Raw genomic sequence first — 13537 nt, 5'->3', positions numbered from 1 at the left:
CACAGGAGATACCCGATGAAAAAAGTAATTTTATCCGTTGCCACTGCCGCTCTGTTGGCCAGCACCGGCGCTTGGGCGAATGAGCCGAGCAAAACGCCGGTAGACCGCAGCATTCAAGTATACAAAGCAGCCGACTTCCAGCAGTGGGACCGCGAAAAAGCCGCCGGCGGCGAGGGCAAGCTGCTGGGGCGTTTCGCCTACACCCGCCACCAAACCGGCGAGCAGGATGCAATCCGCGAAATCGGCTGGCTCACGCTGCCGCCGGGCGCGTCTATCGGCCTGCACGGGCACACCATTAATGAAGACGTATATCTGATTGTGGAAGGCCGCGGCATATTTGTGGGCTCAGACGGCAAGGAAGTGCCGGTGTCTGCCGGCGACGTGACCATCGCCCGCCCAGGCCAGTCGCACTCGCTGAAAAATACCGGCCGTCGGCCGCTGCGCTTCATCAACTTTATCGGCCAGCTGCAGAGCACTGCGCCCGCTGCTCCGGCCGCGCGGTAATCTGACGCAATCACGGCAGAGGCTCGCAATCACGGCAGAGGCTACCTGAAAGTTTCAGGTAGCCTTTATCTTTGATTCAGACCGCTCCAAGTGCCCTTTGCCGAAAATTTCGGTATCATGCAGCCTCTTCCCGTTTTTAGGAAAACTTATGTTCCGTTCATTGCTTGTGGCCGCCGTGCTGGCGGCTTCTGTGGTGCCGGCGGCGGCAGAAACGCAGTCGCGCGTGCTGGCCAATGGTATGAAAGTGATTGTGCGCGAAGACCACCGTGCGCCGGTGGCGGTTACGCAGCTGTGGTTTAAGGTGGGCAGTGCCGACGAGCACGCAGGCAAAACCGGCCTGAGCCACGCCTTGGAGCACATGATGTTTAAAGGTACGCCCACCGTGCCCGCCGGCGAGTTCAGCCGCCGCATTTCCGCGCTGGGCGGCAGCGACAACGCGTTCACTTCGCGCAACGAAACCGTGTATCACCAAGAATTTGCCGTAGCCAGCCTGCCGCAGGTGCTGGAGCTGGAGGCCGACCGCATGGTGAACCTGAATTTCAGCGATGCCGATTTTGAAAACGAAATGAAGGTAATCCGCGAAGAGCGACGCCTCACCACCGATAACGACCCCGACGGCAAAATGTGGGAGCAGATTAATCTGAATGCCTATGCCAAGCCGGAAAACCGTGCGCCGGTTATCGGCTATGAGGCGGATTTGCACACGCTCAAGCCGGAAGATTTGCGCCAGTGGTACCGCGCCTGGTATGCGCCGCACAATGCCACGCTGGTGGTTGTGGGCGATGTGAAGGCGGGCGAAGTGTTGGATAACGCGGAAAAACTGTTCGGCAGCCTGCCCGACCACCCGCTGCCCGCGCGTAATGATTTAACCGAGCCGCCGCAAACGGCCAACCGCTCCGCCCGCTCTACCGCGCCGGTAAGCTCGCCGGTGGTGGGTTTGGCTATTCAGGTGCCCGCCCTGCGCAAGGTAGACGACAAGCTGCCCTATGCGTTGAATATGCTGGCCGACGTGCTCGACGGCAGCATGTCTGCCCGCATCGAGCGCAACTTGGTGCGCGGCCGCGAAGTCGCCGTGGAAGCCTCGATGGGCTACGATATGCTCACCCGCTCGCCGGATGTGCTGCTGTTTAGCGGCACGCCCGCGCCGAATGTGAAGCCCGAGCAGCTCACGGCAGCGTTTTTGAACGAAGTGCGCCAAATTGCCGAACACGGTGTGAGCGAAGAAGAATTGGCGCGTGTGCGCAACCGCAGCCTGGCCGCGCGCGAGTTTGGCAAAGACTCGATGGAAACCCAAGCCACCAACATCGGCTCGCTGGAATCGGCCGGCTTCTCCTACACGGATGAAGACGAAATTCTCCGCCGCCGCTTGGCCGTGAGCGCCGAAGAAGTGCGCGAGGCCGCCCGCTGGCTCCTGGCGCAGAAGCACACCACCGTGGTGCTGTATCCCGAATCCAAATAAGCGGCAAAGGCTACCTGAAAAAGTAGGAATATTTTCAGGTAGCCTTCCGGTTCTAAATTAACAGGCTACCTGAAAGCGCCCGCTTCAGCGCAGCCAAAACCGTATCCAAATTTAGGAGTAAATCCCCATGAAACCCCTGTTCCGCACCCTGCTGCTGGCCTGCCTGCTGCCCGCCGCCGCGTTGGCCGAGAATATTCCGATTCAGCGCTGGCAAACCGCCGAGGGCACCAAAGTGCTGCTGGTGGAGCGGCATGAAAACCCGATTGTCGATATCGACGTGGCCTTCGATGCCGGCAGCAGCCGCGACAGCGCCAACAAAATCGGCGTGGCCGATTTCGCCGCCGGCTTAGCCGACACCGGCACCAAAAGCCTGGGCGAAGAAGCCCTGCTCCAGCGCGTGGCCGATTTGGCCGTGAGCCTTTCCAGCTACAACACCACCGAGACCTCCGGCGTACGCCTGCGCAGCCTCTTCAAGCCGGATATCCTCAACCCCGCCCTCGGCCTGATGCGCGACGTGTTGGTTGAGCCCAGCTTCGACCCGGCCGTGCTCAAACGCGAGCAAGACCGTGCGGTGGAAACCCTCAAACAAAACCGCACCCAGCCCGATTTCCTCGCTTCCGTAGCCAACACCCGGCAGGTGTATCCCGCCCATCCCTACGGCTACCCCGCCCGCACCAGCGAGCAAACCATCCGACGCATCACCCCTGCCGACCTGCACCGCTTCCACCAGCAATATTTCACCCGCCGCAACGCCGTGGTGGCAATTGTGGGCGATGTGAGCCGCAGCCAGGCCGAAGCAATCGTGAGCAAACTCACCGGCGACTTGCCCACCGGCCAAGCCTTGCCACCCCTGCCTGAAGCCACCCATGGCGCGGTACAAACCCAAACCTTGCCGCACAGCGGCACCCAGGCGCACATCGTATTGGGCATGCCCATCATCACGCCGAATGATCCCGACTACTACGCCTTGGCCGTGGGCAACTACATCCTCGGCGGCGGCAGTTTTGATAGCCGGCTGATGAAAGTCTTGCGCGACCAACACGGCTACACCTACGGCGCCTCCTCCCGCCTCACCCCCCTGCGCGCCCAAGGCCCGCTCACTATCTCATTCGCCACCGAGAAATCCCGTGCCGCCGCCGCCCTGGCCGACACGCAGAAAGTGTTGCAGGAATTCGCCGCCAACGGCCCCACCGAAGCCGAACTTGCCCAAGCCAAAGCTAATCTCGTGGGCAGCTTCCCCCTGCGCTTCGACACCAACGCCGAACTGTTGGGCTACCTGAAACTCATCGGCCTCTACAACCTGCCCGACGACTACCTCAGCCGCTACCCGGCAGTCGTTTCCCGCCTGAGCGCCGAAGAGGTGAAAGCCGCCTGGCAACGCCGCGTAACCGGCCTGCACACCACCGTGGTCGGTATGCCCCAAGCCGGCAAACCCGCCGCCCGCCGCAGCCACGGCAGAAGGCGTTAGGCACAATCCGCTTGATTGAACCAAGCGTGATCAAACAAAAGGCTACCTGAAACTTTCAGGTAGCCTTTTCTGCAACCCTAATTTCCGTAAAGCCCTGCCAACAAAGCCTCGGCGGGGTAAGGATAGGTTAATCAGATAGCGCAAGCAGCGGCAGTTTTCTAGAATAACCATATTTCTTAACAGCTGCCGGAAAGGGCAGGCGGAACAAGATGAAAAAACCGTTGAAATGGACATTGTGGGCAGTGGCGGCGTTGGCTGTGGGCGCAGCGGGCTATGCCTTTTTGAAGCCGAGCAAGCCACAAACCACCTATCTCACCGAAGCAGTGAAACGTGCCGATGTGCGCCAAACCGTATCCGCCACCGGCGAGATTTCCGCCGCGCAACTGGTGGATGTGGGCGCCCAGGCTTCCGGCCAGATCAAGCATCTATACGTGAAGCTCGGGCAGCATGTGGAAAAGGGCGACCTCATCGCCGAAATCGATTCCACCACCCAGCTCAACGCGCTGAACACGAATAAGGCCAAGCTGGAAACCTATCAGGCGCAGCTCGTGTCTGCCCGCGTGGCGCTGCAAAACGCCGAACGCAAATACCGCCGCGAGCAGGCGCTGTGGGCGGAAAATGCCACCTCCAAAGAAGAGCTGGAAAGCGCGCAGGGCTCGTATGCCGCGGCCAAGGCGCAGGTGGGCGAGCTGCAATCTTCCATCCGCCAAACCCGCATCGCCATCAACACGGCCGAGGCCGATTTGGGCTACACCCGCATCACGGCGCCGATTTCCGGCACGATGGTTTCGGTGAAAGTGGAAGAAGGGCAAACCGTGAACGCGGTACAAACCACGCCCGCCATCGGCCAAGTGGCCGATTTGAGCCGCATGTTGAACAAAATGCAGATTGCCGAGGGCGATGTAACCAAAGTGCGCGCCGGCCAAACCCTGCTGTTTACCACCCTGGCCGACCCCGACAGCGAACGGGAAGCCAAGCTGGATAGCGTCGATCCGGGCTTAACCACCCTGTCGCAAGGCAGCTACACCACCAGCACCGACACCACCAGCACCGCCATCTACTACTACGCCCGCGCGCTCGTGCCGAACGAAGACGGCAAGCTCGCCATCGGTATGACCACGCAAAACAATATCGTGATCGGCGAAGCCAAAAACGTGCTAACCGTTCCCTCCACCGCGGTGAAGCAGCGCGGCCACGAACGCTATGTGCGCGTGCTGAAAGCCGACAACCAAGTGGAAGAGCGCACGATTACCGTGGGCATCAGCGACGGTACGCGCACCGAAGTGAAATCGGGTGTGAAAGAGGGCGAAAAAGTGATTGTGTCGGAGAGCGACGGCACGGTGAAAGAGTGGCAGGGCGGCCCGCCGATATAAGCTGGCTCTCGCTTTGCCATATCAGGCTACCTGAAAACCTAAAGGCTACCTGAAACCATACTTTAAAGCCTGCTTCTATCGTTTCAGGTAGCCTCCCCAGCCGCAACGAAAGCCGTATGCATATGAACCTAATCGAATGCCGCAACATCAACCGCTATTTTGGTGAAGACGCCAACCGCGTCCACGTTTTAAAAGACATCAGCCTCACCATCCAAAAAGGCGATTTCATTGCCATCATCGGCCAATCCGGCTCCGGCAAATCCACGCTGATGAACATCATCGGCTGTCTCGATAGCGCCACTTCCGGCTCGTATCAAATCGACGGCGTGGAAGCTTCGCAGATGAGCGGCGACGAGCTGGCCGCACTGCGCCGGCGCAAGTTCGGCTTCATTTTCCAGCGCTACAACCTGTTGGGCGCATTGAGTGCACGCGACAACGTAGCCCTGCCCGCCGTGTATGCCGGCATGGATCAGAAAGCGCGATACGAACGCGCCACCCAGCTTTTGGCCGATTTGGGCTTGGAAGGCAAAGAAGACAACCGCCCCAACCAGCTCTCCGGCGGCCAGCAGCAACGCGTGTCCATTGCCCGCGCCCTGATGAACGGCGGCGAAATCATCCTGGCCGACGAGCCCACCGGCGCGCTCGATTCCGGCAGCGGCGAGATGGTGATGGAAATCATCCGCGGGCTGCACGCAAAAGGCCACACCGTTATTTTGGTAACGCACGATCCGAAAATCGCCGCCTTTGCCAACCGCGTGATTGAAATCAAAGACGGCGAAATCATCGCCGACACCAGCAAAAGCGCCGACATCCCGCCCAGCAGCGTGGAAAGCCGCGCCGAAAAGGCATCTTGGCTGTTTTATAAAGACCAGTTTGTGGAAGCCTTCAAGATGTCGGTACAGGCCATCATGTCGCACAAAATGCGTTCCCTGCTCACCATGCTCGGCATCATTATCGGCATTGCATCGGTGGTCTCCGTGGTGGCGTTGGGACGCGGCACGCAGGAGAAAATCCTCTCCGACATCAGCGCCATCGGCACCAACACCATCGGCGTGTATCCCGGCAAGAGCTTTGGCGACCGCCACCGAGGCCGCATCCGTACGCTTACCATTGCCGACGCCGAAGCCATCGGCAAACAAAGCTATGTGGATAGCGTTACCCCGCTGACCACTTCCAACGCCACAGTTACCTACCGCAACACCAACGTTACCGCCCAGCTCTACGGCGCGGGCGAACAGTATTTCAACGTGCGCGGCATCAAACTAGACCAAGGCCGGCTGTTTAACCAAGACGACGTGGATGCTGCCGCGCAAGTGGTGGTAATCGACCCGAACACCCGCAAGCAGTTGTTCCCGGAAGGCACCAACCCCATCGGCCAAACCATTCTGTTCGGTAAACGCCCGCTGCGCGTAATCGGCATCAGCGCGGAAGAGCAAAACGGCTTCGGCGGGGGCGACAGCCTGCAAATGTGGGCGCCCTACACCACGGTGATGAACCGCATTTCCGGCGAACGCTACATCAGCGCAGTTACCGTGAAAATCCGCGACGATGTGAGCACTTCTGTGGCTGAGCAGGGCATCAAAGAGCTACTGCTGGCGTGGCACGGCAAGGAAGATTTCTTCACCAGCAACAGCGACAGCATCAAGCAAACCATTGAAAAAACCACCGGCGCGATGACCCTGCTGATTTCTTGTATTGCCCTGATTTCATTGGTGGTGGGCGGTATTGGCGTGATGAACATCATGCTGGTGTCGGTAACCGAGCGCACCAAGGAAATCGGCGTGCGCATGGCCATCGGCGCGCGTCAGGGCAATATTTTGCAGCAGTTTCTGATTGAAGCCGTGCTTATCTGCCTCATCGGTGGTGCGGCCGGCATTCTGCTCTCCTATTTAATCGGCTTGGGCTTCAATGCGATGGCCAGCGAGTTTGCTATGTCTTTCTCCACCTGGTCGATTGTGAGCGCGGTGTGCTGCTCCACCTTCATCGGCGTGCTGTTCGGCTTCATGCCCGCCAAGAACGCCTCCAAGCTCAACCCGATTGCCGCCCTGTCGCGCGATTAGCGGCGGGCGGAAAGTGTGAGCAGCCATCAAATTAAATGCTGCCCGCTATTTTCAGGTAGCCTGCCATCGGTAGGCAGGGGCTACCTGAAAACAAGCTAAAACTGGATTAACAACCGAAGTGAACTATTTTTCAGGTAGCCTCCAACCCTGCGACCCAGGCTACCTGAAACCCACCCGATACCCAACCAAGAAACGAGGGTTTATGAACCACACAGCCCACCCGCCCGTCCGCGCTGCCGCGCTGGCTCTGCTACTGCTTGCCGGCTGCGCCATCGACCAAACCCCCAACACCCAAATCGGCCTCTCCCAAGCTCAGCGCGAAGGCAGTGTGCAAACCGCCGCCAGCGAGAGCGGCCACTGCCCCGATCCCGCCGGTTGCGCCTACCAAACCGAGGGCGATTGGTGGCAAACTTTCGGCGACAGCGGACTGAATGCTCTGGTGGAACAGGCCTTGGCTAATAACGTGGATTTGAAACAGGCCGCCGTCAGCGTGAACAAAGCCCTGTATCAGGCCAACATCCTGGGCGCCAACCTCGTGCCCGAATTCAACGCTTCGCTCGGCGCCAATGCCAACCGCAACCTCGACACCCGCCAAAACAGCCACAGTTACAGCAGTCAGCTCGGCTTAAGCTACGAGCTGGATTTGTGGCGCAAACTCAATGCCGCCGCCTCTGCCCAGGCGTGGGAGCAGCGCGCCACCGAGCAAGATTTGGCCGCCACGCGACTCACCGTAATCAACAATGTGGCCGATGCTTATTTTCAGGTAGCCTATCTCAACGAAGCCATTAAGCTCACCGAAAAAACCATCGAGCAATACAAACAAATCCTGCAAATCGCCCGCAGCAAATACCGCCACGGCCGCGTGGCCTCGATTGAGGTTACCCAGGCCGAGCAATCCCTGCTTGCCGCCGAAAACAGCCTGCTGTCGCTGCAACAGAGCCGCAGCAACACCGAAGCCACCCTGCGCAACTTGCTCAACCTGCGCCCCGGCCAGGCAATGGCCGTGCAGCCCGAATCTTTCCGCCTGCCCGAAGGCGGCAAACTCGATTTGAATGTGCCCATCTCCACCCTCGCCGCCCGCCCCGACCTCATCGCCGCCGACTACCGCCTACAGTCCGCCCTCAAAAGCCAGCAGGCGCAATACCGCAGCTGGTATCCCAGCATCACGCTGAATGCCGCGCTGAGCACCTCGTCCGAACACAGCAAAAACCTGTTCAACGTGCCGATATTGGGCGGCAGCGTCAGCCTCAACCTGCCCTTCCTCAACTGGCGCACCATGCACTGGAAAGACCGCAGCGCCGAAGCCAACTTTGACAACGCCAAACTTGCCTTCGAAAAAGCCCTTACCACCGCGCTCAACGAAGTCGATACCAACTACCGCCAATACCGCGCCAGCCGCCAAACCCTGGAAAATCAGCGCCGCCGTTACCGGCTCGATGTTGAAAACAGCCGCTACTACCGCGTGCGCTACCAGCACGGCCGCAACGAGCTCAAAGACTGGCTCTCCGCACTGAACACCGAATACTCCGGCGCGCAAAGCCTACTTGAAGCCCGCTACCAAGCCCTGCGCTACGAAAGCATGGTGTATAAAGCCATGGCCGGCCGTTACCGGAAAGCTCCTGCCCCAGCGGCGCAGCCAGCGCAGTAGTTTGCCGCCTGATTTATCTATGGAACAACCAAACCGGGCGGGCATACAGCCGTCCGGTTTGGTTGTTTTCAGGTAGCCGTTGGTCATACCAGCAGCAAACAGCCAATGCAGCCATTACCTAGCGGGAGGCTACCTGAAACTTGATGATTAGGTTGGTATTGCCACTCTGACATTTTGCTCTGTCTGCTCCCCACATTTTCAGGTGGCCTTTTGCTGCTATCTTGGCGATTGCCAAGGCTCAAGAGGCTACCTGAAAAGCGTCAATACAACTCAAGCCCGACAAACAAACTTTACCTTCGCCTGCCGATTTTTTTGTAAAAACCAATAATGGTGTTATCCGATGGTGATTTGTTGATCCAAGTCAAATTATTCTTGCTCCAGTATATTTTTGTACTGAATCTAGGCTTTTCCGTCTAAAACGTGGCAAAAACAGCCGCTCTTGCTTGAAAATTTAACGTAATTATTCCCACAAATATGTTAAGCTTGTGCCGTTTGGTAGTTAAGACGTTTGTGTCTTTAGCATAGCGTTTGATTGCTGGATAGGGGCTGCCGAGTTGGGCGGTATGGCCTGGCCAAGCAGCCGTTTTATGTTTGTTGAATCGGAGTGTTGTTATCATGAGCAAACTCAAAAGCTTCCTGATATGGGGCGTTGTGGTGTTGGCTGGCTTGGCCGCCTTTACCACTTTGGCTATCCATCGCGGTGAGCAGGTAAGTGCGGTGTGGATGGTGATTGCTGCCGTCTCCGTATATGCCATTGCCTACCGCTTTTATAGCCTCTACATTGCCAAAAACGTAATGCAGCTCGATCCCAACCGGCTCACGCCGGCCGAGCGTCATAACGACGGCTTGGACTATGTGCCGACGCACAAAGGCGTGCTGTTCGGCCATCATTTTGCCGCCATCGCCGGCGCCGGCCCGTTGGTAGGCCCGGTGTTGGCCGCGCAGATGGGTTATCTGCCCGGCACGCTGTGGATTATCTTCGGCGTGGTGTTTGCCGGTGCGGTTCAGGACGCGATGGTGTTGTTCGTATCCATGCGCCGTGATGGTAAATCATTGGGCGACATCGTGAAACAAGAGCTGGGTACTGTAGCCGGCGTGATTGCCTCCATCGGCATTTTGATGATCATGGTAATCATTATGGCCGTGCTGGCGCTGATTGTGGTAAAAGCCTTGATCCACAGCCCGTGGGGTACCTTCACCATCGCCACCACCATCCCGATCGCCCTGTTTATGGGTATCTACACCCGCTATATCCGTCCGGGCAAAATCGGCGAGATTTCTATCGTCGGCTTTATCCTGCTGGTGTTGGCGATTGTGTATGGTAAAAACGTGGCTGAAAGCTCCTTTGGGCATATCTTCGATTTGGAAGGCCTGTCTATCGCCTGGGCAGTGATGATCTACGGTTTCATCGCTTCCGTGTTGCCGGTGTGGCTGCTGCTCACCCCGCGTGACTACCTCTCCACCTTCCTGAAAATCGGTACCATCATTGCATTGGCCTTGGGCATCGTTATTGTTAGCCCGCCGCTGCAAATGCACGCCGTTACCCGTTTTATCGACGGTACTGGCCCGGTATTCTCAGGCCATCTCTTCCCCTTCCTGTTTATCACCATCGCCTGCGGTGCGGTATCCGGCTTCCATGCCTTGATTTCTTCAGGTACCACTCCGAAAATGGTGGAAAACGAAGAGCACGTACGCATGATCGGCTACGGCGGCATGATCATGGAAAGCTTTGTGGCCATTATGGCGCTGGCTGCCGCTTCTTCGCTTGATCCTGGTGTGTACTTCGCCATGAACAGCCCGGCTGCCCTCATCGGCACCGACGCTGCCAATGCCGCACACGTGATCACCACCCAGCTGGGCTTCCCGGTAAGCGAAGCCACTCTGCTGCACGTGGCCAAAGAAGTGGGCGAACACACCATCCTGTCTCGTGCAGGCGGTGCGCCGACTCTGGCCGTGGGTATGGCTCACATCATGAGCCAGCTGATCCCGGGCGAAAGCATGATGGCATTCTGGTATCACTTCGCGCTGCTGTTTGAAGCCCTGTTCATCCTGACTGCTGTGGACGCCGGTACCCGTGTGGCCCGCTTCATGATCCAGGACTTGGGCAGTATCTTCTACAAACCCTTCGGCAACACCGACAGCCTACCGGCTAACTTGATTGCCACCTTTATGGCCGTTGCACTGTGGGGCTACTTCCTCTACACCGGTGTAACCGACCCGTTGGGCGGCATCAACTCTCTGTGGCCGCTGTTTGGTATCGCCAACCAGATGCTTGCAGGTGTGGCTCTGATTCTGTGTACCGTGGTTCTGATTAAGATGAAACGCGACCGCTACATTTGGGTTACTTTGGTTCCGGCGCTTGGTGTATTGCTGGTAACCTGCTATGCCGGCTGGCAAAAAGTGTTCGATTCCAACCCGCGCGTAAGCTTTATGGCCCACGCTGCCAAATACAAAGAAGCCTTGGCTCGTGGCGAAATCTTGGCTCCGGCTAAAACCGCCGAAGAGATGAGCCGTATCGCCTTCAACGACTATGTAAACTCCGGCCTGACCGTGCTGTTCTTGGCTGTAGTGGTTGTGGTGGGGATTTATGGTCTTCAGGTAGCCCTGAAAGCCCGTAAAGTCGGCTGGCCGACCGCTCAGGAAATCCCGCCGGTATTCCGTAACGAAACCGCCGGCGCAAGCTCCGAGGCCGTGAATGAAGCATAAGCTGAAACAGCGTCTCCATCAGGCTTGGAAAACAGCTAAGCTGACTGCCAACCTGATGGTGGGCGTGCCGGATTACGCCAACTACGTGGCACGCCAACGGCGCTATAACCCCAACGCACCGGTGATGACCGAGCAGCAGTTTGCAGACTACTGCCGTAAACGCCGCTGTGGAGCCAACGGCGGCCGCTGCTGCTGATTCCGGCTTTAGCCAAACTAAACCGCTTGAAAAGGCATGCCCTTTCAAGCGGTTTTCTCTTATAGCTGCGATTGACATGCTGAGCACAGAGACCATGCCTTGCTACTATTGGTTGTAATATTTTCAGGTAGCCTTTGCAAAACATAAAAAGGCTACCTGAAAACGTTTTTTCCTTGGCTTTAACCCGTAGGCCCGCAGCCCTGCTGCGTTTGGTGTTAAAATCCTGCCCAAACTAAATGACGGAAAAACCATGAACCACACTCTTGAAGTTAGCCCCATCAGCCGCCCCGTGCTTGTTCCGCCGGGTGGGCAGAACAAAGTCTTGCTCCACTCCTGCTGTGCCCCATGCAGCGGTGAAGTGATGGAAGCCCTGCTTGCTTCCGGCATCGACTACACCATCTATTTCTACAATCCCAACATCCACCCGCTCAAAGAATATCTGCTGCGCAAAGAAGAAAATATGCGTTTTGCCGACAAATTCGGCATTCCCTTCATCGATAAAGACGACGATTACGAAAACGACCGCAAAGAATGGTTTGAGAAAGCCAAAGGCATGGAGTTTGAGCCCGAGCGCGGCATTCGCTGCACCATGTGCTTCGACATGCGTTTTGAAAAAGCCGCCCAATATGCCCACGAAAACGGCTTTCCTGTGTTCACCAGCAGCCTCGGCATTTCCCGCTGGAAAAACATGAACCAGATTAATGATTGCGGCCGCCGTGCCGCTGAACAGTATCCCGGCTTGGTGTATTGGGATTTCAACTGGCGCAAAGGCGGTGGCAGCGCACGCATGATCGAAATCAGCAAGCGGGAACACTTCTACCAGCAGGAATACTGCGGCTGTGCTTATTCCCTGCGCGATTCTAACGCCTACCGCAAATCACAAGGCCGGCCGCCGATTAAAATCGGGGTGAAGTATTATGGAGACGAAGAGGAGCAAGCTTAAGCTTCTCCCGTTGCTTTGCGCATCAATAAGGCTACCTGAAAGTTTGGCTTCAACGAAATAACGCTATAAAGCGAAATTCCTGTGAAGCTAAACTTTCAGGTAGCCTTTTACTATTTCCAATCAAGGACACGCGTTACGGCAGCTCAATCCCTAATTGTTCCGTTACCCTGCGCGGCAGGGCGAAGCGGCAGGTTTTGTTGGGATCGACCACTTGGCACACTTGCAAATCGCCGGCGATGCTTTGCAAGGCGATGGCTTGGTTGGTGTCGAGCCCGCCGTGGGCGGTGAGCAGGTCGGTGGCCATCAGGGTGGCGGTTTCGGCGGCTTGATCCAAATCGGGGCTGGAGGCGATGGTGTAGCAGCAATCGGCGGTAACGGCCAGCGGCAGGGGGTAGGGGCGGCCTTTGATGACGCTCACGTCCACTTCTACCGCGCCTTTGATTTCCAGGCCGGAAATGCCCACTTCGCCGTCGCCCATGCCGGCGTGTAAATCACCCATGGCCAGCAGCGCGCCGGGTACGTTTACCGGCAGGAGCAGCGTGGTGCCTTCGGTGATGATTTTGGTGTCCATATTGCCGCCATGTGAATCGGGCGTGCCGCAGCTGATGGCGCCTTCGGCGGGTGCGGTGCCGATTACGCCGATCATTGGGTTGAGCGGCAGGCGCACTTTGCCGAACAAGACAACATGGTTGTCTTCCACCGGCACGATGTCGATGCGCCCGCGTTCCAGCCGGTTGCCGGCCACGCCTGCGCCTGGCAGGGTGGCGAGCACGGCCTGTTTGCCCAATTCGAGGCGGCGGATGTGCACGCGCAGGGTGTCGCCTGGCTCGGCGCCTTCCACAAACAGGGGGCCGGTGGCGGGATTGATGCGGTTCCAGTCGAGATTGTCGAAAGTGTCGGCAGCGGTTTGGATTTGGTTGGTGAAGCAGTCGCAGGTTTCAAAACGCACGCGGCTGCCCGATGCGGCACGCAGCACGGGGGCATTGTCGGGCGACATGGCGAATACGGTTTGGCTGGCGGGAATGGTGAGGAGTGTGGTCATGGCAGGTATCCTTGTGGTTGGGGAATGGGTCGGCTGTAAGGCTACCTGAAAATTGCTTGGCGCTCTACATTTTCAGGTAGCCTTTTGCGGCATAAGTAACAAAAAAGGTGCTACTCATCATCAGAAACAGAGAAATAA

10 protein-coding genes are annotated in these 13537 nt (G+C 57.7%); 9 read left to right on the top strand and 1 reads right to left on the bottom strand.

The window, feature by feature from the left end:
- The first annotated feature begins 15 nt into the window (after positions 1-15).
- The 9 genes from ACO6EE_RS03535 to ACO6EE_RS03495 all read left to right on the top strand — a co-directional run bounded on the left by ACO6EE_RS03535 (position 16) and on the right by ACO6EE_RS03495 (position 12357).
- A complete protein-coding gene (locus ACO6EE_RS03535) occupies positions 16-504 on the top strand; it encodes a cupin domain-containing protein (protein WP_485959279.1) in 489 nt (162 codons plus the stop codon).
- A gap of 148 nt (positions 505-652) precedes the next feature.
- Positions 653-1963: a M16 family metallopeptidase gene (locus ACO6EE_RS03530; RefSeq protein ID WP_485959277.1), complete on the top strand. Its 1311-nt coding sequence runs from the start codon at positions 653-655 to the stop codon at positions 1961-1963.
- Between the two features lie 127 nt (positions 1964-2090).
- Entirely contained in the window at positions 2091-3431 is a 1341-nt protein-coding gene (locus tag ACO6EE_RS03525) for a M16 family metallopeptidase (RefSeq protein WP_485959276.1), read from the top strand.
- Positions 3432-3640: 209 nt separating this feature from the next.
- Positions 3641-4804, top strand: coding sequence for an efflux RND transporter periplasmic adaptor subunit (locus ACO6EE_RS03520; protein WP_485959274.1), 1164 nt, complete (start codon positions 3641-3643; stop codon positions 4802-4804).
- 122 nt (positions 4805-4926) lie between these two features.
- Positions 4927-6864: a MacB family efflux pump subunit gene (locus tag ACO6EE_RS03515; RefSeq protein ID WP_485959391.1), complete on the top strand. Its 1938-nt coding sequence runs from the start codon at positions 4927-4929 to the stop codon at positions 6862-6864.
- Positions 6865-7066: 202 nt separating this feature from the next.
- The gene (locus ACO6EE_RS03510; protein ID WP_485959272.1) at positions 7067-8512 is read left to right on the top strand and encodes a TolC family protein; all 1446 of its coding nucleotides are present in this window, start codon (positions 7067-7069) and stop codon (positions 8510-8512) included.
- A 615-nt stretch (positions 8513-9127) separates the two neighbouring features.
- Positions 9128-11218, top strand: coding sequence for a carbon starvation CstA family protein (locus tag ACO6EE_RS03505; protein WP_485959270.1), 2091 nt, complete (start codon positions 9128-9130; stop codon positions 11216-11218).
- A complete protein-coding gene (locus ACO6EE_RS03500) occupies positions 11208-11414 on the top strand; it encodes a YbdD/YjiX family protein (RefSeq protein ID WP_003824655.1) in 207 nt (68 codons plus the stop codon). The genes ACO6EE_RS03505 and ACO6EE_RS03500 overlap by 11 nt, the downstream gene beginning before the upstream one ends.
- Before the next feature lie 250 nt (positions 11415-11664).
- Positions 11665-12357 (top strand): epoxyqueuosine reductase QueH, encoded by a 693-nt coding sequence (locus tag ACO6EE_RS03495; protein ID WP_485959268.1) that lies wholly within the window; start codon positions 11665-11667, stop codon positions 12355-12357.
- 133 nt (positions 12358-12490) lie between these two features.
- Here the strand turns inward: ACO6EE_RS03495 and ACO6EE_RS03490 are convergent, their stop codons facing one another.
- Positions 12491-13399 (bottom strand): acetamidase/formamidase family protein, encoded by a 909-nt coding sequence (locus ACO6EE_RS03490; protein ID WP_485959267.1) that lies wholly within the window; start codon positions 13397-13399, stop codon positions 12491-12493.
- Between the last annotated feature and the right edge of the window lie 138 nt (positions 13400-13537).

The sequence above is a fragment of the Eikenella sp. genome (assembly GCF_057315495.1).
Note: the sequence above shows the minus strand (reverse complement) of the source record. Positions and strands in the feature narration are given on the sequence as shown.

Excerpts from the sequence above, each read along its gene's own strand:
- ACO6EE_RS03535 (WP_485959279.1), top strand. The coding sequence starts at position 16 with ATGAAAAAAGTAATTTTATCCGTTGCCACTGCCGCTCTGTTGGCCAGC.
- ACO6EE_RS03530 (WP_485959277.1), top strand. The coding sequence starts at position 653 with ATGTTCCGTTCATTGCTTGTGGCCGCCGTGCTGGCGGCTTCTGTGGTG.
- ACO6EE_RS03525 (WP_485959276.1), top strand. The coding sequence starts at position 2,091 with ATGAAACCCCTGTTCCGCACCCTGCTGCTGGCCTGCCTGCTGCCCGCC.
- ACO6EE_RS03520 (WP_485959274.1), top strand. The coding sequence starts at position 3,641 with ATGAAAAAACCGTTGAAATGGACATTGTGGGCAGTGGCGGCGTTGGCT.
- ACO6EE_RS03515 (WP_485959391.1), top strand. The coding sequence starts at position 4,927 with ATGAACCTAATCGAATGCCGCAACATCAACCGCTATTTTGGTGAAGAC.
- ACO6EE_RS03510 (WP_485959272.1), top strand. The coding sequence starts at position 7,067 with ATGAACCACACAGCCCACCCGCCCGTCCGCGCTGCCGCGCTGGCTCTG.
- ACO6EE_RS03505 (WP_485959270.1), top strand. The coding sequence starts at position 9,128 with ATGAGCAAACTCAAAAGCTTCCTGATATGGGGCGTTGTGGTGTTGGCT.
- ACO6EE_RS03500 (WP_003824655.1), top strand. The coding sequence starts at position 11,208 with ATGAAGCATAAGCTGAAACAGCGTCTCCATCAGGCTTGGAAAACAGCT.
- ACO6EE_RS03495 (WP_485959268.1), top strand. The coding sequence starts at position 11,665 with ATGAACCACACTCTTGAAGTTAGCCCCATCAGCCGCCCCGTGCTTGTT.
- ACO6EE_RS03490 (WP_485959267.1), bottom strand. The coding sequence starts at position 13,399 with ATGACCACACTCCTCACCATTCCCGCCAGCCAAACCGTATTCGCCATG.